The sequence below is a fragment of the Pseudomonas sp. Ant30-3 genome (assembly GCF_000690905.1).
Taxonomy (GTDB): domain Bacteria; phylum Pseudomonadota; class Gammaproteobacteria; order Pseudomonadales; family Pseudomonadaceae; genus Aquipseudomonas.
On sequence record NZ_JMCL01000075.1, the window covers coordinates 1 to 22,097 of the forward strand.

Annotated in this window: 25 protein-coding genes and 1 pseudogene; 12 read left to right on the forward strand and 14 right to left on the reverse strand. The window is 58.6% G+C overall.

From position 1 onward, the window contains the following. Positions 1 to 180: 180 nt before the first annotated feature. The 3 genes from DU29_RS0118255 to DU29_RS0118265 all read right to left on the reverse strand — a co-directional run bounded on the left by DU29_RS0118255 (position 181) and on the right by DU29_RS0118265 (position 2,918). Positions 181 to 504, reverse strand: coding sequence for a hypothetical protein (locus tag DU29_RS0118255; RefSeq protein ID WP_028622969.1), 324 nt, complete (start codon positions 502 to 504; stop codon positions 181 to 183). Further along, on the reverse strand, positions 501 to 1,595 hold the full coding sequence (locus tag DU29_RS0118260) for a serine hydrolase domain-containing protein (protein WP_028622970.1): 1,095 nt from the start codon (positions 1,593 to 1,595) through the stop codon (positions 501 to 503). The genes DU29_RS0118255 and DU29_RS0118260 overlap by 4 nt, the downstream gene beginning before the upstream one ends. Before the next feature lie 435 nt (positions 1,596 to 2,030). Further along, entirely contained in the window at positions 2,031 to 2,918 is an 888-nt protein-coding gene (locus DU29_RS0118265; protein WP_028622971.1) for an acyl-CoA dehydrogenase family protein, read from the reverse strand. A 154-nt stretch (positions 2,919 to 3,072) separates the two neighbouring features. On the opposite strand from DU29_RS0118265, the gene olsB reads away from it, so the two are divergent. Together olsB and DU29_RS0118275 are read left to right on the forward strand one after the other, a co-directional pair. Continuing rightward, positions 3,073 to 3,828, forward strand: a complete 756-nt coding sequence (gene olsB / locus DU29_RS0118270; protein WP_028622972.1) for an L-ornithine N(alpha)-acyltransferase — start codon at positions 3,073 to 3,075, stop codon at positions 3,826 to 3,828. Beyond that, the gene (locus tag DU29_RS0118275; protein ID WP_028622973.1) at positions 3,828 to 4,619 is read left to right on the forward strand and encodes a lysophospholipid acyltransferase family protein; all 792 of its coding nucleotides are present in this window, start codon (positions 3,828 to 3,830) and stop codon (positions 4,617 to 4,619) included. The genes olsB and DU29_RS0118275 overlap by 1 nt, the downstream gene beginning before the upstream one ends. A 108-nt stretch (positions 4,620 to 4,727) precedes the next feature. On the opposite strand, the gene DU29_RS0118280 is transcribed toward DU29_RS0118275, so the two are convergent. Next, positions 4,728 to 5,306, reverse strand: coding sequence for an acyl carrier protein phosphodiesterase (locus DU29_RS0118280; protein ID WP_028622974.1), 579 nt, complete (start codon positions 5,304 to 5,306; stop codon positions 4,728 to 4,730). A 156-nt stretch (positions 5,307 to 5,462) separates the two neighbouring features. On the opposite strand from DU29_RS0118280, the gene DU29_RS0118285 reads away from it, so the two are divergent. The 4 genes from DU29_RS0118285 (at position 5,463) to DU29_RS0118300 (ending at position 8,816) form a co-directional block, all read left to right on the forward strand. Next, positions 5,463 to 5,783 carry an ArsR/SmtB family transcription factor gene (locus DU29_RS0118285; RefSeq protein ID WP_028622975.1) on the forward strand — a complete coding sequence of 107 codons (321 nt, stop codon included), beginning with the start codon at positions 5,463 to 5,465 and terminating at the stop codon, positions 5,781 to 5,783. A gap of 3 nt (positions 5,784 to 5,786) precedes the next feature. Next, the gene (locus tag DU29_RS0118290; RefSeq protein WP_028622976.1) at positions 5,787 to 6,953 is read left to right on the forward strand and encodes an MFS transporter; all 1,167 of its coding nucleotides are present in this window, start codon (positions 5,787 to 5,789) and stop codon (positions 6,951 to 6,953) included. A gap of 21 nt (positions 6,954 to 6,974) precedes the next feature. After that, positions 6,975 to 8,024: an alkene reductase gene (locus DU29_RS0118295; RefSeq protein WP_028622977.1), complete on the forward strand. Its 1,050-nt coding sequence runs from the start codon at positions 6,975 to 6,977 to the stop codon at positions 8,022 to 8,024. Between the two features lie 183 nt (positions 8,025 to 8,207). Further along, the gene (locus tag DU29_RS0118300) at positions 8,208 to 8,816 is read left to right on the forward strand and encodes a hypothetical protein (RefSeq protein ID WP_028622978.1); all 609 of its coding nucleotides are present in this window, start codon (positions 8,208 to 8,210) and stop codon (positions 8,814 to 8,816) included. On the opposite strand, the gene DU29_RS0118305 is transcribed toward DU29_RS0118300, so the two are convergent. Continuing rightward, complete coding sequence (locus DU29_RS0118305; RefSeq protein WP_028622979.1) at positions 8,813 to 9,298, reverse strand: GyrI-like domain-containing protein; 486 nt, start codon at positions 9,296 to 9,298, stop codon at positions 8,813 to 8,815. The two genes, DU29_RS0118300 and DU29_RS0118305, sit on opposite strands and share 4 nt — an antisense overlap. Before the next feature lie 68 nt (positions 9,299 to 9,366). Then, entirely contained in the window at positions 9,367 to 10,029 is a 663-nt protein-coding gene (locus DU29_RS0118310) for a LysE family translocator (RefSeq protein ID WP_028622980.1), read from the reverse strand. A 139-nt stretch (positions 10,030 to 10,168) separates the two neighbouring features. On the opposite strand from DU29_RS0118310, the gene alaC reads away from it, so the two are divergent. Beyond that, positions 10,169 to 11,386 carry an alanine transaminase gene (gene alaC / locus DU29_RS0118315; RefSeq protein ID WP_028622981.1) on the forward strand — a complete coding sequence of 406 codons (1,218 nt, stop codon included), beginning with the start codon at positions 10,169 to 10,171 and terminating at the stop codon, positions 11,384 to 11,386. A gap of 113 nt (positions 11,387 to 11,499) precedes the next feature. Here alaC and DU29_RS0118320 read toward each other — a convergent pair whose 3' ends face one another. Both DU29_RS0118320 and DU29_RS0118325 read right to left on the reverse strand, forming a co-directional pair. Further along, positions 11,500 to 12,852: a GntP family permease gene (locus tag DU29_RS0118320; protein ID WP_028622982.1), complete on the reverse strand. Its 1,353-nt coding sequence runs from the start codon at positions 12,850 to 12,852 to the stop codon at positions 11,500 to 11,502. A 103-nt stretch (positions 12,853 to 12,955) separates the two neighbouring features. After that, positions 12,956 to 13,486, reverse strand: a complete 531-nt coding sequence (locus tag DU29_RS0118325; RefSeq protein ID WP_028622983.1) for a gluconokinase — start codon at positions 13,484 to 13,486, stop codon at positions 12,956 to 12,958. Between the two features lie 223 nt (positions 13,487 to 13,709). Between DU29_RS0118325 and DU29_RS0118330 the strand changes: the two genes are divergently transcribed. Then, entirely contained in the window at positions 13,710 to 14,741 is a 1,032-nt protein-coding gene (locus DU29_RS0118330; protein WP_028622984.1) for a LacI family DNA-binding transcriptional regulator, read from the forward strand. A 48-nt stretch (positions 14,742 to 14,789) separates the two neighbouring features. On the opposite strand, the gene DU29_RS0118335 is transcribed toward DU29_RS0118330, so the two are convergent. Beyond that, positions 14,790 to 15,659, reverse strand: a complete 870-nt coding sequence (locus DU29_RS0118335) for a LysR family transcriptional regulator (RefSeq protein WP_028622985.1) — start codon at positions 15,657 to 15,659, stop codon at positions 14,790 to 14,792. Between the two features lie 119 nt (positions 15,660 to 15,778). On the opposite strand from DU29_RS0118335, the gene DU29_RS0118340 reads away from it, so the two are divergent. Both DU29_RS0118340 and DU29_RS0118345 read left to right on the forward strand, forming a co-directional pair. Then, positions 15,779 to 16,210, forward strand: coding sequence for a PACE efflux transporter (locus tag DU29_RS0118340; RefSeq protein WP_028622986.1), 432 nt, complete (start codon positions 15,779 to 15,781; stop codon positions 16,208 to 16,210). A 63-nt stretch (positions 16,211 to 16,273) separates the two neighbouring features. Continuing rightward, entirely contained in the window at positions 16,274 to 16,906 is a 633-nt protein-coding gene (locus DU29_RS0118345) for a glutathione S-transferase family protein (protein ID WP_028622987.1), read from the forward strand. Positions 16,907 to 17,125: 219 nt separating this feature from the next. Here the strand turns inward: DU29_RS0118345 and DU29_RS1000000133790 are convergent, their stop codons facing one another. Together DU29_RS1000000133790 and DU29_RS1000000133795 are read right to left on the reverse strand one after the other, a co-directional pair. Beyond that, the gene (locus tag DU29_RS1000000133790) at positions 17,126 to 17,698 is read right to left on the reverse strand and encodes a methyl-accepting chemotaxis protein (RefSeq protein WP_442961316.1); all 573 of its coding nucleotides are present in this window, start codon (positions 17,696 to 17,698) and stop codon (positions 17,126 to 17,128) included. Beyond that, a pseudogene (locus DU29_RS1000000133795) lies at positions 17,675 to 18,445 on the reverse strand (PAS domain-containing protein); the annotation flags it as partial. The gene DU29_RS1000000133790 and the pseudogene DU29_RS1000000133795, both read right to left, overlap by 24 nt. A gap of 726 nt (positions 18,446 to 19,171) precedes the next feature. On the opposite strand from DU29_RS1000000133795, the gene DU29_RS0118360 reads away from it, so the two are divergent. Continuing rightward, positions 19,172 to 19,588: a GNAT family N-acetyltransferase gene (locus DU29_RS0118360; RefSeq protein WP_028622989.1), complete on the forward strand. Its 417-nt coding sequence runs from the start codon at positions 19,172 to 19,174 to the stop codon at positions 19,586 to 19,588. A gap of 62 nt (positions 19,589 to 19,650) precedes the next feature. Here DU29_RS0118360 and def read toward each other — a convergent pair whose 3' ends face one another. The 3 genes from def to DU29_RS0118375 form a co-directional block, all read right to left on the reverse strand. Next, positions 19,651 to 20,190 carry a peptide deformylase gene (def, locus tag DU29_RS0118365; RefSeq protein WP_028622990.1) on the reverse strand — a complete coding sequence of 180 codons (540 nt, stop codon included), beginning with the start codon at positions 20,188 to 20,190 and terminating at the stop codon, positions 19,651 to 19,653. Beyond that, positions 20,187 to 21,146: a YihY/virulence factor BrkB family protein gene (locus tag DU29_RS0118370; protein ID WP_028622991.1), complete on the reverse strand. Its 960-nt coding sequence runs from the start codon at positions 21,144 to 21,146 to the stop codon at positions 20,187 to 20,189. Before DU29_RS0118370 ends, def begins: the two co-directional genes overlap by 4 nt. 171 nt (positions 21,147 to 21,317) lie before the next feature. Continuing rightward, a complete protein-coding gene (locus DU29_RS0118375; RefSeq protein ID WP_028622992.1) occupies positions 21,318 to 21,509 on the reverse strand; it encodes a CsbD family protein in 192 nt (63 codons plus the stop codon). Between the two features lie 198 nt (positions 21,510 to 21,707). Here DU29_RS0118375 and DU29_RS0118380 point away from each other — a divergent pair, with 198 nt between their 5' ends. Further along, the gene (locus tag DU29_RS0118380; protein ID WP_028622993.1) at positions 21,708 to 22,085 is read left to right on the forward strand and encodes a hypothetical protein; all 378 of its coding nucleotides are present in this window, start codon (positions 21,708 to 21,710) and stop codon (positions 22,083 to 22,085) included. Positions 22,086 to 22,097 lie beyond the last annotated feature (12 nt).

Here is a 22,097-nt window from a genome sequence, read left to right on the forward strand (position 1 = left end):
ACTGACACCCGCCCTTTGTGGCGAGGGGATTTATCCCCGTTCGGCTGCGCAGGAGTCGCAAACTCAGCAACCTCAATGAGCCAAATAAAACACCGTTGCAGGTTTTGGCCCTGCTTCGCAGCGCAGCGGGGATAAATCCCCTCGCCACAAAAGCGCATTTGCAATGATTATTCGGGGCGATCAGGGATCCAGTCGGCAGCCTTGGCGCTGATCAATCCACACCGCGCTGTTGCTGCGGCCCATGCCGCTGACAGTGATGCGCTTGCTCGCAGAGTCGTCGCTAAACCCGCTGGTGGGCAGCCATTGTTTGACATAGGCGTGGCAATACTCGGCGTCGTTATTCATCACGTAGCGGCACGAGCAATACTCTTTCGCCGTGTAGGCGCTGATGATGTCGGGAAACGCCCACAGCGCCACGCGCTCATGCCAGACCCAGCCGAGCAAGGCGATCAGCAGGATAAGCCCCAGCGTGCTGAACGGTCGACGCCGGACGAAACGGTTCATGGCTGCACCGGCTGCGCAAAGGCTTTCAGCGCGAGTTTGAGTAATTCATTGTGTTGATAGGTGCCGTCGCGATCATCGCCGTAGCGCACGATGATCAGCCGTTCGCCGGGCATCACGTACATCGCCTGGCCCCAATGGCCCAGTGCAGCGAAGGTGTCGGCGGGAGCATCCGGCCAGGGTTTTGCGCCACCGTCCGCCGAGCGATTGAGCCACCAGTGGCCGCCGGGAACGGCTTCATCCTGATGGGCCTGATAGCCGGCGAACGGCTCGCGATTGAACGCCACCCAGTCTCGCGGCAGCAATTGTCGATCCCGCCAACGACCGTCGCGGGCCATCAACAAACCGATTCGCGCCAGATCCCGCGCGGTCAGGTAGGCGTATGACGAGCCAACGAACGTGCCGGTGGCGTCGGTTTCCCACACGGCGTCGCGGATACCCAACGGCTCGAACAGCGCGGTCCACGGATAGTCCGTATAACGCGCAGGCCCGACGATGTTTTTCAAGGCGGCCGACAACAGGTTGCTGTCGCCGCTGGAATAGCGAAAGGCTTGACCGGGCTTGGCGTACTCGGCGTGGTCGGCGGTGAACGCCGCCATGTCCGCGCGGCCTCGGGTGTAGAGCATCGCCACCACCGAGGATTTCAGCGGGGCGTATTCATAATCTTCCTGCCAGTCCAGGCCCGAGGCCCAGTGCAGCAGGTCGGCCATGCTGATCGCCGGGTGCTTGGCCAGTGGTGGATAAAATTTCTGCGCGGGGTCGTCGAGTTTGAACAGGCCTTCGCCATAGGCCACACCCAGAAGGCTTGCCAGCAGGCTTTTGCTGATGGACCAGGTCAGGTGGGGCGTTTCGGCGCGGGTCGGACCGGCATAGCGTTCGTAGATCAATTGACCGTCGCGGATCACCAGCAAGGCGTCGGTGCGGATGCCTTGGCGGGTAGCGTCGTCGCGGGGCGCGAAGGCGTAGGTTTCCAGGGTTTGCAGGTCGGGACCGGTAATGGCCGGGCCGGTTGACCATTGCTCAGCGGGCCAATGCTCTGCGTGAGCCGCGAAGCTCGTCAGCAGCATGCAAATCAGAGACAAGCCTTTGAACATGATCGGTGCTCGGCGGGAATCGGCCGCATGAGAGTAGTCGAGGTTGATGACAGTAATAGGATTTGCGGCGTCGGTGCGGGCCCTATCGCTGGCAAGCCAGCTCCTACAGAGTAAGCGTGCACGATAGAACATCTGTAGGAGCTGCGGGCCTATCGCTGGCAAGCCAGCTCCTACAGAGTAAGCGTGCACGATAGAACATCTGTAGGAGCTGCGGGCCCTATCGCTGGCAAGCCAGCTCCTACAGAGTAAGCGTGCACGATAGAACATCTGTAGGAGCTGCGGGCCCATCGCTGGCAAGCCAGCTCCTACAGAGTAAGCGTGCACGATAGAACATCTGTAGGAGCTGCGGGCCCCATCGCTGGCAAGCCAGCTCCTACAGAGTAAGCGTGCACGATAGAACATCTGTAGGAGCTGGCTTGCCAGCGATGGCGGCCGTCAATGCCTTGAGGTGCCAGCCAGTGCCTTCGCCAGCCGCTTCCCTCTGGCAGCTGAGGCCAGATCGATCACCGCCTGATCGCGCTGCCACATCGCTGCCCATTCCTGCGGGCCATCGGCCATGGCCTGCCCGACGTCGGCATTGATCCCGTCGAATTGCGCAAACAGTCCGCCCAGTAACACGTGCCCCGCCGGATTGTTCGGCGCTTGCCGGCTCACTTCCGCGCACCCGGCCAGCAGCGCCAGCAAGCGCAACTGCAACGTCTGCGACCAGTCGCAATCCTGTCCGACGCCATGCAGCCACGCCGTCATTGCGCTCAGTACATAGACGTCTTCGAGGGTGCGAAACGGTTTGACGTAGGCATCCCATCCATCCCCGGCCAGCAGTTCGCAATGGGCATTTTCCAAAATCAGGCGACCGTGGCTAATGTCCGGCATCAGCGGGATCGGCGGCAGTTTCTCCACCTGCACGCCTGGTTCGTCGGGATACACCACGGCCAGGCTCAAACGCGCGACCTCTCCCGGGGCCTCGCTGCGAGCGGCGACCAGCAGCCAGTCGGCGGCATCGCCGGCGGTGACAAAATCCTTGCGCCCGCTGAGACGCAGTCCACTTAAACGCGTTTGCATGTCCGCCGCGCGCAAGCTGCGCTGCTCGGTCGCACACAACGCGCCAAGGCTCAGTGGCGCGCTCGGCCAGAGCATGCGCAACGCCGCCTGATACCCCACCAGAAATGCCAGCCCCGGCGTGGCCATCAGGCGTCCGCCCAACACTGCCAGCTCGAACGGCGTCACCGTGCCGAGGTGCTGCAACAGCGTCGCAAAACCGTCGCCCAGGTTCGGCTCGGCGGGCAGGCGATCGCGGCGATTCAACAGGGTTTGCCAAGGCATTAGAGGCTCCTCGTGGGCTGTCATATAAGCATCACCAAAGCTTCATGGCGATGACACCGGGGCTACATAGCCTGACTTTGCACAACACGGCTGCATAAAGAAAGTCGATCGGCTGTTAACCAAGACGGGTGAGCAACCCGCACGGAGAGACGCAATGACTCAGATCGCCCGCATCAGCGACACCGGCAATGAACGCCGTCTGCAAGCCGAACGCCTGGTGGGCGCCCAGGCCTTGCAGGAAGCCCAGGCTTTGCGCTTCAACGTGTTCAGCGGCGAATTCAACGCCAAACTGAAAGGCGCAGAGCTGGGTCTGGACATGGATGACTATGATGTTCACTGCGCCCACATTGGCGTGCGTGATTTAAACACCGGGCGTCTTGTGGCAACTACGCGCTTGCTCGATCACACCGCGGCTAGCAGCCTCGGCAAGTTTTACAGCGAAGAAGAATTCAGCCTGCATGGCCTGGTCCATCTGCAGGGCCCGATCCTGGAAATCGGTCGCACTTGCGTCGACCCGGCCTACCGCAACGGTGGCACCATCGCCGTGCTCTGGGGCGAACTGGCCGAAGTCCTCAATCAGGGCGGCTACAGCTATCTGATGGGTTGCGCGAGCATTCCGATGCAGGACGGCGGCATTCAGGCGCACGCCATCATGCAGCGGCTGCGCGAACGTTACTTGTGCACCGAACACCTGCGTGCAGAACCGAAAAAGCCGCTGCCGGTGCTGGACATCCCTTCCAACGTCATCGCCGAAATGCCGCCATTGCTCAAGGCCTATATGCGCCTCGGCGCGAAGATCTGCGGCGAGCCGTGCTGGGACGAAGACTTCCAGGTGGCCGACGTGTTCATCCTGCTCAAACGCGACGAACTCTGCCCGCGTTACGCTCGCCACTTCAAGGCGGCCATGTGATGAGCCGCCTCCGGGTGTACGCGCGGATTGCGCGAGTGCTGGTGGTGGTGTCGCTGGGGTTGAGCATGGCCAGTGTGTTCGGCCTGTTCGAGCGCTTCGGCTTCGCCCATTCGATGGTGCGCCGGCAGCGCTGGTCGCGGTTTTTCATGGCGCGGCTGGCCAATGCCCTGCCCTTTCGCATGACCGTGCACGGCGAATTGCCGAAAGCGCCGATGCTCTGGGTCAGCAATCATGTGTCGTGGACCGACATCCCGTTGCTCGGCATGCTCACGCCGATGTCGTTTCTGTCCAAAGCCGAAGTGCGCACCTGGCCGGTGGCGGGCTGGTTGGCGGCCAAGGCTGGCAGCCTGTTCATTCGTCGTGGCGCGGGCGACAGCCAATTGATTCGCAAGCAGATGACCCGCCATCTGCAGCAGGAGCATCCGCTGCTGATGTTCCCGGAAGGCACCACCACCGATGGCCGTTCGTTGCGCACCTTCCATGGCCGTCTGCTTTCAGCGGCGATTGATTCCGAAGTGCCGTTGCAGCCGGTGGCGATTCGTTATCTGCGCGATGGCCAGATCGATTCGCTGGCGCCGTTCATTGGTGAAGATGATCTGCTCTCGCACCTGATGCGACTGTTCGCCAATGATCGCGGCGAAGTGGAGATTCACTTGCTCAAGCCGATTGCCTGCGAAGGCCGGGAACGTGCGGCGCTGGCGTTTGAAGCGCAGCAGGCGGTGCAGAGAGCATTGTTTGGGGCGATTCCGGAGAAGCAGCACGTGCCGATGCGGCCCGCGATTGCTGCCTAAACATGTATTTCCTGTGGGAGCGAGCCTGCTCGCGATGACGGACTGACAGTCGACACATTCTTTGGACGACACACCGTTATCGCGAGCAGGCTCGCTCCTACAGGGAATCTAGGTCGCTGGATAGTTTCGCGCAAAAGCCTGCACATGCGGATAGAACAACCGGAAATCCTCGCTTAATGGTTCATACAACACCCGCAATTCCTGCATCGCCCCCGCCAACTCCTCCGGCCGAGTCAATCGCCGGGAAATCCCTCGCAGCACCTGCTCCAGCACCTCGAACTCGCGATATGAACCCAGCCAGTCGTTGGCCACCATGTGCGGCGCGATCTTCGCTAGGCGCTCTGGCAACTGCGGCTCGGCGGACAGCACCCGGTACACGTCCGAGGTGAATTGCTGCAACGGCTGATCGGCGTAGGTCGCCCAATCCCGCGCCAGGCAATGGTCGAAAAACACGTCGAGCACAATCCCGGCATAACGCCTTCGAGTGACGGAGAAGCGAGCCAGGGCGATGTCCACCAACGGGTGGCGGTCGGTGAATACGTCGATGCTGCGATGCAACTGGATGGCCGCTTCGATCTCCGGGTCGAACTGCCCTTGCAGCCGTCCCTTGACGAAATCGCCATACAGGCTGCCGAGCCATTGACCGGGGCGCTGACCACCAAGGTGAAGATGTGCGAGATAATTCATGCTGCGCAGCTTAGCACTGCTACACATGCATCGTTATAACCCGATATACCGATTTATGCGGTCGTCAGAGCAAAATCATATTGGTGTATCGCGAAGTAACGATTTAAAGTTCGTCTCATCGCGATATAGCGTTTTACTCATCACGAGCCCAAACCCATGACCATCGACCTCGACGAAATAATAAAAGCGCTGGCACACCCAGTACGCCGAGACATCCTCATCTGGCTGAAAGACCCCAAGACCCAGTTTCCCGAGCAGCTCCACAACCATGAGTACGGCATCTGCGCCGGACAGATCGATCAACGCTGCGGTCTCTCGCAGTCGACCGTGTCTGCGCATTTGGCAACCCTGCAACGGGCGGGACTGATCAGCAGCCAGAAAGCCGGTCAATGGCACTTTTTCAGACGCAACGAGGACGTGATTCAGGCGGCCCTCGACGCCATCGTCAAGGAGCTCAGCGCTCCGACAAGGAATTAACCAATGCCCCTCTCGCTACTCATTCTGGCCTTGAGCGCTTTTGCCATCGGCACCACCGAGTTCGTCATCATGGGCCTGTTGCCCGAAGTGGCCGCCGATCTCGGTGTGTCGATTCCCGGCGCCGGCTGGCTGGTGACCGGTTATGCACTGGGCGTGGCCATCGGTGCCCCGTTCATGGCACTGGCCACCGCCAAACTGCCGCGCAAGGCCGCTTTGGTAGCGTTGATGGTGATCTTCATCATCGGCAACCTGCTCTGCGCAGTGGCCAGTGACTACAACGTGCTGATGTTTGCCCGGGTAGTGACTGCCCTGTGCCACGGCGCCTTCTTCGGCATCGGCTCGGTGGTGGCGGCAGGTCTGGTCCCGGCCAACAAACGCGCGTCTGCGGTGGCATTGATGTTCACCGGCCTGACCCTGGCCAACGTCCTCGGTGTGCCACTCGGCACCGCGCTCGGTCAGCAAGCGGGCTGGCGCTCGACCTTCTGGGCCGTGACCGTCATCGGTGTGATCGCACTGATCGGCCTGATCCGTTTCCTGCCGGCCAAACGCGATGAAGAAAAACTCGACATGCGCGCCGAACTGCGCGCCCTCAAAGGCGCCGGTATCTGGCTGTCATTGAGCATGACGGCGCTGTTCTCGGCCTCGATGTTCACCCTGTTCACCTACGTCGCCCCGCTGCTCGGCGATGTCACCGGTGTTTCGCCAAGCGGCGTGACCTGGACTCTGCTGCTGATCGGCCTGGGCTTGACCGTCGGCAACATCATCGGCGGCAAACTGGCGGATAAACGCCTGTCGGCGACGTTGATCGGCGTCTTCATCTCGATGGCCGTGGTCTCCACCGCACTGACCTGGACCAGCGTCGCGCTGATCCCGACCGAGATCACCCTGTTCCTCTGGGCCACCGCGTCGTTCGCTGCGGTGCCTGCACTGCAAATCAACGTCGTGACCTACGGCAAGGCGGCGCCGAACCTGGTTTCAACGCTGAACATCGGCGCGTTCAACGTCGGCAACGCTCTCGGTGCCTGGGTTGGCGGCAGCGTCATCGCCCACGGTTTCGGCCTGACCAGCGTGCCACTCGCGGCAGCTGCCCTGGCAGTGCTCGCCTTGCTCGTAACGCTGATTACTTTCCGCCAGGGCGGCACGCCCGAACTGGCCACTGCGACTCACTGATCTTCAAAAGAGAGACCTTTCATGACGACTATTTTTGACCCTATCAAACTCGGCGACGTCGAACTGGCCAACCGCATCATCATGGCCCCACTGACCCGCTGCCGCGCCGACGAAGGCCGTGTGCCGAACGCGCTGATGGCCGAATACTACGTGCAGCGCGCCTCCGCCGGCCTGATCCTCAGCGAAGCCACCTCGGTTACGCCGATGGGCGTCGGCTACCCGGACACCCCGGGCATATGGTCCAACGACCAGGTGCGCGGCTGGGCCAACGTGACCAAAGCGATCCACGGCGCGGGCGGCAAGATTTTCCTGCAGTTGTGGCACGTCGGCCGCATCTCCCACGACTCGTACCTGAACGGCGAAGCGCCGGTCGCGCCGAGCGCCATCCAGCCAAAAGGTCACGTCAGCCTGGTTCGTCCACTGGCCGACTACCCGACGCCACGTGCGCTGGAAACCGCTGAAATCGCCGACATCGTCGACGCTTACCGCACCGGTGCCGAGAACGCCAAGGCGGCCGGTTTTGACGGCGTGGAAATCCACGGCGCCAACGGTTACCTGCTCGACCAGTTCCTGCAAAGCAGCACCAACCAGCGTACTGACCAATACGGCGGCTCTCTGGAGAACCGTGCGCGCCTGCTGCTGGAAGTGACTGACGCAGCGATCGATGTCTGGGGCGCTGGCCGTGTGGGTGTGCACCTTGCACCGCGCGCCGATTCCCACGACATGGGCGACGACAACCTGGCCGAAACCTTCACCTACGTCGCACGTGAACTGGGCAAACGCGGCATCGCCTTCATCTGCTCGCGTGAGAAAGAAGGCGCCGACAGCCTCGGTCCACAACTGAAGGAAGCCTTCGGCGGCCCCTACATCGCCAACGAACGTTTCACCAAGGACAGCGCCAATGCCTGGCTGTCCAGCGGCAAAGCCGATGCAGTGGCTTTCGGTGTGCCATTTATTGCCAACCCGGACCTGCCTGCTCGTCTGAAGGCCGATGCTCCGCTGAACGAGCCGCGGCCTGAATTGTTTTATGCAAAAGGCCCGGTCGGTTACATTGATTATCCGGTGATGTAATTTCACCGAAATAACAAAAAACCCCGCATCGGAAGATTCGGGGTTTTTTTATTCAGGGGTGCTGGCCCGGTAAACTTTCACATCCAGCAAAATACATTCGCTATTCATCAACAATTGTCAAATAGATACTCAGCCGGCAGCACAAACAACAACCAACACCGCAAACAATCAAAGGGAATTGATATGAATAACTACGACATTGATGACACTTCCTACTTGGGGTCTTCTGAAAATCATCATGAAAGCGGCCGACCTATATCCAGCTACGAAGAACAGGCGGAGGCCCACGCATCACCTGAGAGCGAATTCCGGGAAACGCTGAAAGACGCGAAAGAAGAAGAGCCTGGCGTCTGGAACAACGTTCAACGTGCCAGTTCACACAGCCACGTCATGATCTATATTTACAATGGAACGTCGGAGAAGTTTGTACTTTCCTCGGCAAGTTCCGGCAATGTAGCAGAGGCAAAAGACTATCCAGTTGAACCATGGGATTACTGGCTATTCGTGCCTCGCGAAGACATCCCGTACTTTGCCAGAGGCAGGGTTTCCACCCAGGCAAAACACAGCTTCATTTTTGAAAGCGACAATTACGCTTTTGAGTTCTCCACGAAGTTGTGGGTCAGAAAGGAATACTCGGCATTGTCCTTTGACCCACCCACCATTCCTCTGCGCGAACACAACATCAAATCCATCGGCAAAAAGCCGCTGCAGTGCACCTCGCGGATCACTCGAACAATGAAGAACGGTCCGTATAGCTACGGCATTGTGATCAGCCTCGGTGGGAATTACTAAGGCTTGTCGGCCTTGAGCGGCAACCAGATCTCCAGCACGCCGGTGTTGAGCTTTGGATTGAAATCCTCGCTGTAACGCTCGAATTCCGGCGCGTCGGCGGCCTCTCGGCCAGAGTGCGGCAGCCAGGTTTTCCAGATGTACTGGAACGTCTCGGGGAGGGTTTTCAACGAACCTTTGTGCTCAAACACCGCGTACTGTTGGGGTTGCACTTCGACCCAGCGGAATTTTTCCGGCAGATCGTCGAGCTTGTCGATTTCAACGCCAGCGATGTATTCAAAACTGCCCTGGCCATCCGGATTGCAGCAAATGCCGTAGGTTACTTCGTTTTTATGCCCGGGAATGCTGTCGATCTCTGGAATGAGTTTCTCCCACAGTTCGGGAATATCCCGGGTGGTCTCTGCGGTAAAACGCCCACCGTAGCCCGCGATCAGCATGAAGGGGCCTTTTTCGAAGCGCGGCTCTGTCGGTTTTTGCTCATCCATGACGCGAGTCCTCAATCAAAAAAATGGGGTTTGGCTGGGAGTATAGAAGGCAAACCCGATTCGCCCAGCTACGGGCCATGCAACTGCTCGGCGGCACCTGAACCAATAAACTCGTTGTAGCCGGAAAGGATCACGTACACCGCGAAATAGCAGAAGATCGCAGCAGATGCCATGTACGAATAACGCAGCAATTTGTCCCCAAGCAATTTGCCGCCATGGCTTGCGGCAAAGCAGAGTCCTGCACTCCAGAGCAAACCGGCAGAAAAAAACCCGCTGAGAAATAACGCCGAGCTGACAGGCCCTGCCGCACCGGAGCGCGCGATCAGAGTGCCGCCAACCGCTGCAAACCAGAGAATCGCGCTGGGCGAAGACATCGCCAGAAAGATCCCGCGAATAAACTCTTTACTGTGCGAGTTGTGCCCGACTTCAGCACTCTGCGCCAGTACCGCTTCATGATGAATGGCCGAATAGATCATCTTCGCGGCAAAGTACATCAGCAACGCCGAACCGCCGATCCATAGTACCCAGCGTACGGTCTCGTATTGCAGCAACACGGTCATGCCGGCCAGCGCCAGCACGGCGTAGATCAAGTCGCCGACGCAGGTTCCCAGGCCCAGCGCGAAACCCTGGAAATAGCCCCGCTGCATCGCCAAGGTGATCATCGCGATATTGGCGACGCCAATGTCCAGGCACAACGAAAGGCTCAGCAAGAAGCCACTGGTAAATTCCATCAACGCCCATCCTTCGGACAAATTTGTTTACATAGAGGCTGGACAGTCTGCCACAGCTGCCCTTACATTCCGCCACAGGCCACCGCAGTGGCCAGCGTCGCTCGGACGGTTCCGGGCGCTTACGTTATCCGAGGCAACAATGGCCGAACAAGGTTCGCCGCGCCGCTTTGCGCGCATAGATCGACTCCCTCCTTACGTTTTCAACATCACCGCCGAACTGAAGATGGCCGCGCGACGTCGTGGCGAAGACATCATCGACCTCAGCATGGGCAACCCCGACGGCCCTACGCCGCCGCACATTGTCGAAAAACTGGTGACGGTTGCACAACGCGAAGACACTCACGGTTACTCCACGTCCAAAGGCATTCCGCGCCTGCGTCGGGCGATTTCCAATTGGTACAAGCAGCGTTACGAGGTCGACATCGACCCGGAAAACGAAGCCATTGTCACCATCGGTTCCAAGGAAGGCCTGGCGCATTTGATGCTGGCGACGCTCGATCAGGGCGACACCGTGCTGGTGCCGAACCCCAGTTATCCGATCCACATCTACGGTGCCGTGATTGCCGGCGCCCAGGTCCGTTCGGTGCCGCTGATTCCCGGTGTGGATTTCTTTGACGAGCTCGAGCGTGCGATTCGCGGGTCTATCCCGAAACCGAAAATGATGATTCTCGGCTTCCCCTCCAATCCGACCGCTCAGTGTGTAGAGCTGGATTTCTTCGAGCGGGTGATCGCCCTCGCCAAGCAATATGACGTGCTGGTGGTGCATGACCTGGCCTATGCCGACATCGTTTACGACGGCTGGAAAGCCCCGTCGATCATGCAGGTGCCGGGCGCGAAGGACATCGCGGTAGAGTTCTTCACCCTGTCCAAGAGCTACAACATGGCGGGTTGGCGCATCGGTTTCATGGTCGGCAATCCGGAGCTGGTCAACGCGCTGGCGCGGATCAAGAGCTACCACGACTACGGCACGTTCACTCCGCTGCAAGTCGCGGCGATTGCCGCACTGGAAGGCGATCAGCAATGCGTCAAGGACATTGCCGAGCAGTATCGGCAACGACGCAACGTGCTGGTCAAAGGTTTGCACGAACTGGGCTGGATGGTCGAAAACCCGAAAGCCTCGATGTACGTCTGGGCAAAAATTCCCGAGGCGTATGCGCACATGGGTTCGCTGGAGTTCGCCAAAAAGCTGTTGGCTGAAGCCAAGGTTTGCGTGTCGCCAGGCGTGGGATTTGGTGAGTATGGAGACGATCATGTGCGCTTTGCGCTGATCGAAAACCAGGACCGGATTCGCCAGGCGGTGCGCGGCATTCGCGGGATGTTTCGGGCGGATGGGGTAGTCAGTAAATCCAACACATGAGCCCGAACCTGTAGGAGCCGGCTTGCTGGCGATTGCATCGACTTGGTCAGCAGTTAAACCGAGTCGTCTGCATCGCCGGCAAGCCGGCTCCTACAAAAGCGTTGCGGTGTTACTTATACGAACATCGACAACAGCAGAATAAAGCCCAGTGCCACGATGGACAGGATGGTTTCCATCGCCGTCCAGGTCTTAAACGTCTCTGCAACAGTCATGTTGAAGTACTGCTTCACCAGCCAGAAACCGGCGTCGTTCACGTGCGACAGGATCAGCGAACCGGCACCGGTCGCCAACACCAGCAACTCACGGTTGACGCCCGGAATCATCCCCACCACCGGCACCACGATGCCCGCGCCAGTAATGGTTGCCACAGTGGCCGAACCGGTTGCGATACGGATCACCGCTGCCACCAGCCACGCCAGCAGAATTGGCGAAATCTGTGCGTTCACCGCCATGTGGCCGATCACGTCGCCCACGCCGCTGGTGACCAGCATCTGCTTGAAGCCACCACCGGCACCGATGATCAGAATGATCGCGGCGGTCGGCGCGAGGCTGGCGTCGAGCAACTTCAGAATCTTGTTCGAGCCCATGCCCTGCTTGTGGCCGAAGGTGTACAGCGACAGCAGCAACGCCAGCAACAGCGCCGAGATCGGGTGACCGACCAGGTCCATGAAGGAACGCGCGACGTTGCCTTCAGGCAGCACCACATCGGCAAAGGTCTTGAGCAGCATCAGGAACACCGGCAGTAACACGGTGATCAGGGTAATGCTGAAGCTCGGCAGATCGGCCGAATCGGATTCACGCGCCAATTGATCTACCAGTTCCTGGTTAGGATGACCGGGGATGTATTTGGCGATGAACGTGCCGTAGATCGGGCCGGCAATGATGGCCGTCGGCAGCGCGACGATCAGGCCGTACAAAATGGTTTTGCCGATGTCGGCACCGAACACGCCGATGGCCAGCAACGGGCCCGGGTGCGGAGGCACCAGACCGTGCACGGCAGACAGACCGGCGAGCAACGGAATACCGATCTTGATGATCGACACGCCGGTACGCCGGGCGACGATGAACACCAGCGGGATCAGCAGCACGAAGCCGATTTCGAAGAACAGCGGAATGCCGACCAGGAAGGCCGCGAACATCATCGCCCACTGCACTTTGTCCTTGCCGAACGCGCGAATCAGCGTCTGCGCAATCTGGTCCGCGCCACCCGACTCAGCCATCATTTTGCCGAGCATGGTGCCCAGCGCAAGGATGATCCCGACAAAGCCGAGCACCCCACCGAAGCCGTCCTGGAACGCCTTGATAACGGTGCCGATCGGCATGCCGGAGGTGAGCCCGAGAAAAGCGGCGGCGATGATCAGGGCAATGAAGGGGTGAAACTTGAACTTGGTAATCAGGACGATGAGTCCGATCACCGTGACCACTGCATCGAGCAGCAGGAACGTCTCGTGGGACATGCCGAACATTAGGGGTGTCTCCTGGTTGTTGTTGTTATTAAAGCGGCTAATTCGCAGGTCATAGGGAAAGCTTCGCAGGGCATCTGGACAGCGCTATCTTTCGCAGCAAATCTCATACCGCACGCAGACCATTTTCCTGCCACCAGCGGTGAGCCTGAATGGCCAGCTCATCAACGCTGTGGTTGGACGCATCAAGCGCCAGCGTCAGCGGCTCGCCGACTGGCGATTCCAGCGTGGCGAACTGACTGTCGATCAAGGTCGACGGCATGAAATGGCCCGGCCGGTGGGAGACACGGTCTGCGGCGACTTCAGGCGTCAGTTCGAGGAAAATGAAGCCCAGGCCCGGCAAGGCGCTGCGCAGGCGTTCGCGATAAATCAGTTTGAGCGCCGAACAGGTCAGCACCGGACGCGCACCTTGTGAATCAACGCGGCGCAGTTCATCGCACAGGCTGTCGAGCCAGCCGGCACGGTCGTCGTCGTTCAGGGGAATGCCGGCGCTCATCTTTTCGATATTGGCGGCAGGGTGAAACGTATCGCCTTCAATGGCAGTGGCGCCGCTGAGCTGGCACAAGGCCTCGCTGACGCATGTCTTGCCGCAACCGGCAACGCCCATGATGACCAGGGCGGTGATGGGATGATTCATGTAACACCTCAGCGCGCAGACAGCGCTACCTTTGCAAGTTCAAGCTATAGAACATAAGCAAAAGCAGAAGTTGCCGACGCCTTCTTGTGATTTTTTTGTGGGTTGCAGCACGTTTGTTCCCAATGCCAAAAAGCGAGGTTCAGGCAAAACTCGCTCACGCATTTGCAGCTGCTTCGGGACAGCGCTACCTTAGTGCCTTGAATTTTGTTTGGCAAGCCGCCCGATGACCACTCCTAAAAACGATAAAAATACTCGCACCACCGGCCGCCCTACCCTTAACGAAGTAGCCCGCCTGGCCGGCGTCAGCCCCATCACCGCGTCCCGCGCCTTGCGCGGCGTCAGTACGGTTGCCACCGAACTGGTGGAAAAAGTGCAGAAAGCGGCGCTCGATCTCAACTATGTAGTCAACCCTGCCGCACGCGCGCTGGCCTCGGCGCAGAGCCATTCGGTGGTGGTTTTGGTGCCGTCGTTGTCCAACTTGCTGTTCATCGACACACTGGAAGCCATTCATCAGGTTTTGCGCCCCAAGGGATTTGAAGTGCTGATCGGCAACTTCCACTATTCCCGTGATGAAGAAGAAAACCTGCTGCGCAATTACATGGCCTATCAGCCACGCGGTTTGCTGCTCACCGGCTTTGACCGCACGGAAAGTTCGCGGCGAATGATCGAGGCGAGCAACATTCCCTGTGTCTACATGATGGAGCTCGACAGCGCCGCGGGGCTCAATTGCGTGGGCTTTTCGCAACTGGCGGCGGGTGAAACGGCGGCCGAGCATTTGCTCTCGCGCGGTCGCAAGCGCCTGGCCTATATCGGTGCGCAGCTTGATCAACGCACCCTGCTGCGCGGCGAAGGTTTTCGCAAGGCACTGCAGAAGGCCGGGCGGTATGACCCGGACCTGGAAGTGCTGACCCCGCGCGCCTCCTCCGTCGGCCTTGGCGGCGAGCTGTTTCTGCAGTTGATGGCAAGCCATCCGGACGTCGATGCGATTTTCTTCGGTAACGATGACCTGGCCCAGGGCGCTCTACTGGAAGCGATGCGTTGCGGCATCAGGATCCCTGAGCAGGTGTCGATTCTCGGTTTCAATGATTTGCCGGCTTCAGCGCACATGGTCCCGCGCCTGAGCAGCATCAACACGCCACGCGAGGCCATCGGCCGGCGTGCGGCGGAGCAGATGTTGACGCTGATGGCCGGCAACACCGTGGCGCGGCCGGTGCAGGACCTGGGGTTTGAGTTGAAGATTCGCGAAAGTACATAGATCCTCCGCCTGTTGATCGTTCCCACGCAGAGAGCAGAGACAATCAGTTCACCCCATCAACTCCACAAGCGCCGACGCGCCTTTCTGCAGAGGCTGACTCTTGAGCCACACCGCGTGCACCGGCAACACCAACCCGTTCTCGACGTTGCGAAAACTCAAGGACTTGAGCCTTCCTGCGTCGAGCAACGGTTGTACCACCGACAGCGGAAAATTCCCCCAGCCCAAACCTGCTTCGACCATCTCCAGCGCCGTTGCCAGCGTATCGGTGCGCCAACAAGACTCGGCCAGCACGGGACGGGTTTCACTGATCGGCAAATCACGGCTGGCGACGATGATCTGGCGCACATGCACCAAATCTTCCAGAAACAGATCCTGCCCCTGCAACAACGGATGGTCCGCCGCCAGCGTAGCGATGAACCGTTCCGTGCCGACAAACTGAAAGCGCTCCAGCACATTCACGCGCAACCCCGCGAACGCCAGGCACACGCTGACGCGCCCATCATGCAGCATGGCCAGCACGTCATCTTGCGGCGCCGTCAGCACTTCAATATCGAGCAGCGGATAACGCTGCGCAACCACCTTGATCGCGGCCATCAATCGAACTCTGTCGATGTCGGCGACCACGCCAATCGACAGCGTGCTCTCGAGGCCCAATGACAATTCGATCGCATGCACTTGCAGCTGTTTGAGCTGCCCTGAAATAAGCCGTGCGTGCGGCACCAGTGCGCTCGCCATCGCCGTGGGCACTGGCTCGCGGTGGCTTCGATCGAACAAGGGATAGCCGAGTTCTGCCTCCAGGTTGGCGATGCCCATGCTCACCGCCGACGGCACCTTGCCCAAGGCACGGGCCGCCGCAGAAAACGAACCACGCTCAATCACGGCGAGAAACAACTCGATGCTGTCGCTGTTGAAATTCATGCCCTTCCTGTCAATTTAGTTGAAAGCTTCTGACTTTTCCTGTCACTCCTATTGAAGCTATCTTGCACCCACTTAGCCAGTACTGCTGGCATGGAATCGCAAAACAGAGGCAATTTTCAATGCAAGGCGTCAAACGCAAACTCGTTTATGTATCGCTCTACGAAGTGATTGGCATGACTTTCTCTGCCCTCGGCCTGGCGCTGCTGTCCGGCACGTCGCCGGGCAGCACCGGGCCCCTGGCGGTGATCATTACCACCATCGCCGTCACCTGGAATTTTATATACACGACGTTGTTCGAGCGCTGGGAAAGCCGCCAGCCGTCGCGCACTCGCACCGTCAAACGGCGCATCGCTCATGCCGTAGGTTTTCAACTAACCTTGATAGTGTTTCTGATTCCGCTGATCGCTTGGTGGATGAACATCAGCCTGGTGCAAGCTTTTCTGCTGGACCTCGCGCTAATCATCTTCATCCCCTGCTACACGTTTGCGTTCAACTGGTTGTTTGACCGTACGTTTGGTTTGCCGGCCTCCGCACTGCCCGACCCTGCTTGAGTTGCACGCGGGCCGACAGCCTGTCAGATTCCCGAAGCGTTTAATCGCTAAAGGAGTAGCTCCATGGAACATGCATTGAAAATTCTTGGTAAAGCGTCGTCGATCAACGTCAGAAAAGTCCTGTGGACCTGCGAAGAGCTCGGCGTTTCCTACGAACGCGAGGACTGGGGCAGTGGCTTTGCCTCGACGCACAGCCCGGAATTTCTCAAACTGAACCCCAACGCCCAGGTGCCGGTGATTATCGACGACGCCGGCGTACTGTGGGAATCCAACACCATCTGCCGCTATCTGGTCGGCAAACACCGCAACGCTGAATTGCTCCCCCACGAACCGGCGGCGCGCGCCCGGGTGGAACAGTGGATGGACTGGCAGAGCGCCGAACTCAACCGTTCGTGGGGCTATGCGTTCACAGCGCTGGTGCGCAAAGACCCGGAATGTCAGGACCCACACCGCATCGCCAGCGGCCTGCGCAACTGGAATCAGAAAATGGCCATACTCGAAAAACAGCTCGCGGCGACCGGAGCTTATGTGGCCGGTCCGCGGTTCACGTTGGCAGATGTCGTCATCGGGCTGTCGGTCAACCGTTGGCTGATGACGCCGATGGACCGTCCGGAGTTTTCGGCCATTGACGAATATTTCCAGCGCCTGGCGCAACGTCCCGGCTTTCTCAAACATGGCTGCAACGGTTTGCCATGATGGGTGGTGGTCAGCAGCAGCGGCTGGAGACAGCAGTGCCCTGTTGGCGAAACTCTCATTACCGGCGCCCCCTGTAGCAGCTGGCGAAGCCTGCGTCCGGCTGCGCAGCAGTCGTAAATCGGCCAGCGCGGTTTCTCTGCTCAGCATTGACGCCCACGACTGCTGCGCAGCCGGACGCAGGTTTCGCCAGCTGCTACGAGGGCTCGGCGTTTGGCCGGGTCAATTCAGCTGCAGGGTGGAATTGAACTGGCTGATCGCGTCCACCACATGCCGAGAGCCTTGCTGGATTTCCAGAATCACTTCGCCCGCCTCGTTCGCCAACTCCACGCCAAGGCCGGTGCGACTCAGACTTGACTGCATGCTCGACACCGCGCTCAACGACAAATCGTGGTTTTTTCGCACCACATCGACAATCTCCAGGGTCGCCTGACTGGTACGCGCCGCAAGGCTGCGAACCTCATCGGCCACCACAGCAAACCCTCGTCCATGCTCACCGGCGCGCGCAGCTTCGATCGCGGCATTGAGCGCGAGCAAGTTGGTTTGATCGGCAATCCCACGAATGGTCTGGACGATGGTGCCGATGATGTCTGACTGTTGGCTAACCGCATCAATGCTCTGGGCCGCCTCATTTAAATCCTTCGAAATGTCCTGAATGATTTGCACCGTTTGCTGCACTACCTGCGAGCCCTTCTGCGCACAGGCGTCGTTTTGCACAGAGGTGCTATGAGCCGACTCGGCAGCGGATTGCAAGGAGGAGACTTGTTCGGTGATGTCACTGGCAAACTTCACCACTTTGTATAGACGCCCTTTGGCGTCGAACAACGGGTTGTAGGAAGCTTCCAGATAAATCGCCCGACCGTGCTTGTCTCTGCGTTCGAAACGGCGCGAGTGGTATTCGCCACGATTCAGCGAAGCCCAAAACGCCTTGTACCCTGAAGATTCGGCTTCAGCGCGATGGCAAAACAGGCTGTGGTGCTGACCGGCTACTTCGTTGAGCGAGTACTGAGTGGTCTTCAGAAAGTTGTCGTTGGCCGTGATCACATGACCATCCGGAGTGAATTCGATGACCGCCATCGACCGGCCAATAGCCGCCAGCATGCTTTCTTCTTCGTGTTCCTTGCAGACTCTCGCGGAAATATCCGTGGCCACCTTGATCACACTGCGAACCTGCCGGTCGGGACCCAATACCGGCATGTAGCTGGCTTCAAGCCAGATTTCCCGGCCGCTTTTGTCCAGCCGTAAAAACGTACCGCTGATTGGCTCGCCACGCGCCAGGTCACGCCAGAGTTTGGCGTACGCGTCGCTGCGATGGAACGCTTCTTCGCAAAATATCCGGTGGTGTTTGCCGCGCACCTCCTCGGCGCTGTAGCCCATGGCGGCACAAAAGTTTTCGTTGGCATCGAGCACGATGCCTTTAGGCGTGAATTCAATCATCGCCATCGAACGGCTGACAGCCGCCAGCTTCGCGTTGGCTTCGGCCAGCGCGCACTTTAAGCGTTCGATCTCCAGCAGATCAGCCTTGTGATGTAAGTTGAACATGGTCGTAATCACCCTGAGCGCGTTTTTTTGAATTGATGAAAGTTCTTTGGTCTTTCAACGGATCCACGTTCTTTGAAACAGGCACACGCACCCCTCCACGGGAGGGCATGTCAGGTGATCAATGATGTTTAATCGGAGTGTCCATGGCGCAACGCTCGTATCAAGACATCCTTCTCTTGATAGCCCGGGACCGGGCCAACCCTGATGAATTCATAAATAACTCCCTTTACCGGACCGCTCCGTTTTAACAGGTGCGCTGCTCGCGCACTCTAAAGTCGGGCATCACATTCTGACCGACCTGTTAGTAACGACAGCATAGACCGGAGAAAACGAGAATCAAGGCCACTATTAGGCCACCACTGAGGACAAAAACGTTTCAGCATCATGAAATTTCAGGTGGCACGAAAAGCGGGCCATGGTTGGCCGGAAATTGGCGAGGGCATACAAGCGCTGTCGGGGGTCATGCGGGGAGATAAAACTGGAGCCCGAGAACAGGGCTCCATTAACGCTGGATCAATGGCCGAACACGTCCACCTTCTTGGCCTTCTTGTCCGCGCGTTTCTCGTCGGCCGTTTTTGCCGGTTTTTTCTTTGCCGCTTTTTTTGAATCCATGCCTTTGGCCATGATACGTACTCCACTCATACGGGATGTGAGTTCAGGTATACACCTATCCATGCGCAAGCGTTCTTTTATAATCGCCCGCTTTGCGCAGCCACAGATCAAACCATGCCCGAGACTCAGTACACCTTGCTCGCCGAGCCGCTATGGCCGTTGATGAACAAGTTTTACCGTGCCCACCAATCGCCGATGAAAGCCGTGCGCGAAGCTCGGCTCTGGGTGGCCAGGCGCGAGGAGATTGTCGGCGCGTTGTGTTTGCGACCCGTCTCGGGCGGGCATTGGCTGACGGGGTTGTTCATTGACCCGGCGTGCCGTGGGCTGGGCATCGCGGCGGCGCTGATCGGGCAAGCAGTTGCCAATGTCGAAGAACCGGTATGGTTGTTCTGCCATCCTGATTTGCGCGGATTTTATGAGCGCTGCGGGTTTTCTTTCGATCCGCCAATGCCGTTTGCGATGGTCGAACGGCTGAGCCGCTATACGCGCAGCAAGCCGATGATTGCGATGGGGCTGGCGGCGCGAGTTTGATGCAACGACAACAATGCGGGAGAGAGCAAGCGCGCTCCCGCATTGTTGCCCGCTGGATAGGGTCACTCGTCGGCGTTTGGATCAAGCTCGGGAAACATTACCTCGGTAAACCCGAACTTGCTGAAATCGGTAATCCTGGAGGGGTACAACCGACCGATCAAATGATCGCATTCGTGCTGCACCACGCGCGCATGAAACCCTTCGGCAATACGCTCGATTGGCTCACCCTTCGGGTCGAAACCTTCATAGCGGATCTGTTGATAGCGATCCACCGCGCCACGTAGGCCCGGCACCGACAAGCAGCCCTCAAACCCCTCCTCGACCGCCGCGCTCAACGGCGTGATCAGCGGATTGATCAGAATGGTTTGCGGCACTGCTTCGGCTTCGGGATAGCGATCGCTGTGCTCGAAGCCAAAGATGACCAGCTGCAGATCGACGCCGATCTGCGGCGCCGCAAGGCCAACGCCGCCGACGCTTTCCATGGTCTGGAACATGTCATCGATTAGTTCCCAGAGCTCCGGGCTGTCGAACATTTCCACGGGGACTGGCGAGGCGATACGCAGCAAGCGTTCATCGCCCATTTTCAGGATTTCACGGATCATTTGGTGACTTCGTCAGTGTCCGGCTTGATCGAGTGATCCCGACCCAGTCCCGAGACATGTTGTTTGGTTTCCGGGTCCGGGCCTTCTCCGGGGACCTTCTCGCCCGGGTCCTTGCCTTCGGACGACATGTGTTCGATTACCGCATTCATTTCTGCCCCGAGCAACAACACGGCAGAAGAAATATAGAAATACAGCAAGAGCACGATGATCGCACCGATACTGCCGTACATGGCGTTGTAATTGGCGAATTCCTTGACGTAATAACCGAAGCCCAGCGATGCCATGATCCAGACCACCACGGCCAATACCGAACCTGGCGTAATGAAGCGGAAATCCTGTTTGACGTCCGGCATCACGTAATAAATCAGCGCCACGGCAACCATCAACAGAATTACCACGACCGGCCAGCGTGCGATGGTCCACAAGGTAACGATGAATTCCTCCATGCCGACTTGCGACGCGATCCAGCCCATCACTTGCGGGCCGAGCACCATTAACGCAGCGGCAATCAGCATCATGCCCGCAATGCCCACGGTGTAGACGATCGACAGCGGGATGAGCTTCCACGCTGGCCGGCCTTCAACCACATCGTAGGCGGCGTTCATCGCGCTCATCATCAATCGGACACCGGCGGAAGCGGTCCACAGGGCGATGACAATACCGACCGACAACAGACCGCCCTTGGACTGCTGCAGCTGGTCAATTACCGGGTTGACCTGCTCCAGTGCCTGGGGCGGCAGCACCAGCTCAGATTGCAGACGCAACCACGAGAAAAAATCCGGCAGGTGCAGGAAACCGATCAGCGCGATCAGAAACAGAATGAAGGGGAACAACGAGAACAGCATTTGATACGCCAACGCCGACGCGTAGGTCGACATCTCGTCGTCAATAAACTCTTTGACGGTGCGCACCATCACACGATGGATGGGCATACCCTTCATGTCAGGGAAAATCATGAGCGTCTCCTTTCGCCGCAAATTAGTTGAAGTCGTGGCGACTCAGGGGCCGTTTTTACATCAAAGTAGCCTAAGTGGCGACTTTGAAACAGTTAGCGTGTTGATACTATTCAGGCTGACACGAAAACGGCCATCCGCGGATGGCCGTTTCGGTTGCGCACAAAGCCAATGTTACGCTTTGTCGACGCCTTTCTTGACGGCGTCTTTGGCGTCGCCCACAGCTTGCTGAGCTTCGCCTTTCTTTTCCTGCACAACCCCTTCAGCGCGTACCTTATCGTTACCAGTGGCTTTGCCGACGCCTTGCTTGACGTTGCCGACTGCTTCGTTAGCCATGCCTTTTACTTTATCGCCAGTGCTGCTCATGGTGTTTCTCCTGTGACAAATTGAACGAGGTAAGTGGTTACACAAGAATTGACCGGAGGGATTTGCAGGGAGTTTCATTTTTTTCGCGCGCTTTTCATCAGAGAGCGCAGGTTAGGCTTTATGTTTGCCCGGCAACCCCCGAGAATGTGCAACGTATTCAGGCCACTGGTGCTGAAGATCCAATCCCGTAGGAATGCTATGAAACTCGATAAACCGCAGGCCATTGCCCGCAGAAATCAGGAACTTGGCGGTGCTGTGCTTGGCGTCAACAACTGCCATTTCACCGAATTGAACCGCAACCGCAACATTTGGTGGTTCGACATCCCGGTAGCGCGTCTGGCGATTGGTCAGTACGAATGGATTCACCTGCTGATGCACACCCCGGACACAGACGAACTGCTGCACTTGAAAGTGCCAACGGTGTTCCTGCGCGAGAAGCTTGAAGGGCTGGTCGTGCGTAATGAGGGCAAGCGCAAAGCCGCGTTGAGCCTGGAATTGAGCGCCGACAAGGATTCGTATCTGCAGGACATGCGTCCGGCGGGCACCAACGTCAATTTCGCGCAGTTTCGGTTGTAAGGCAGATTCTGA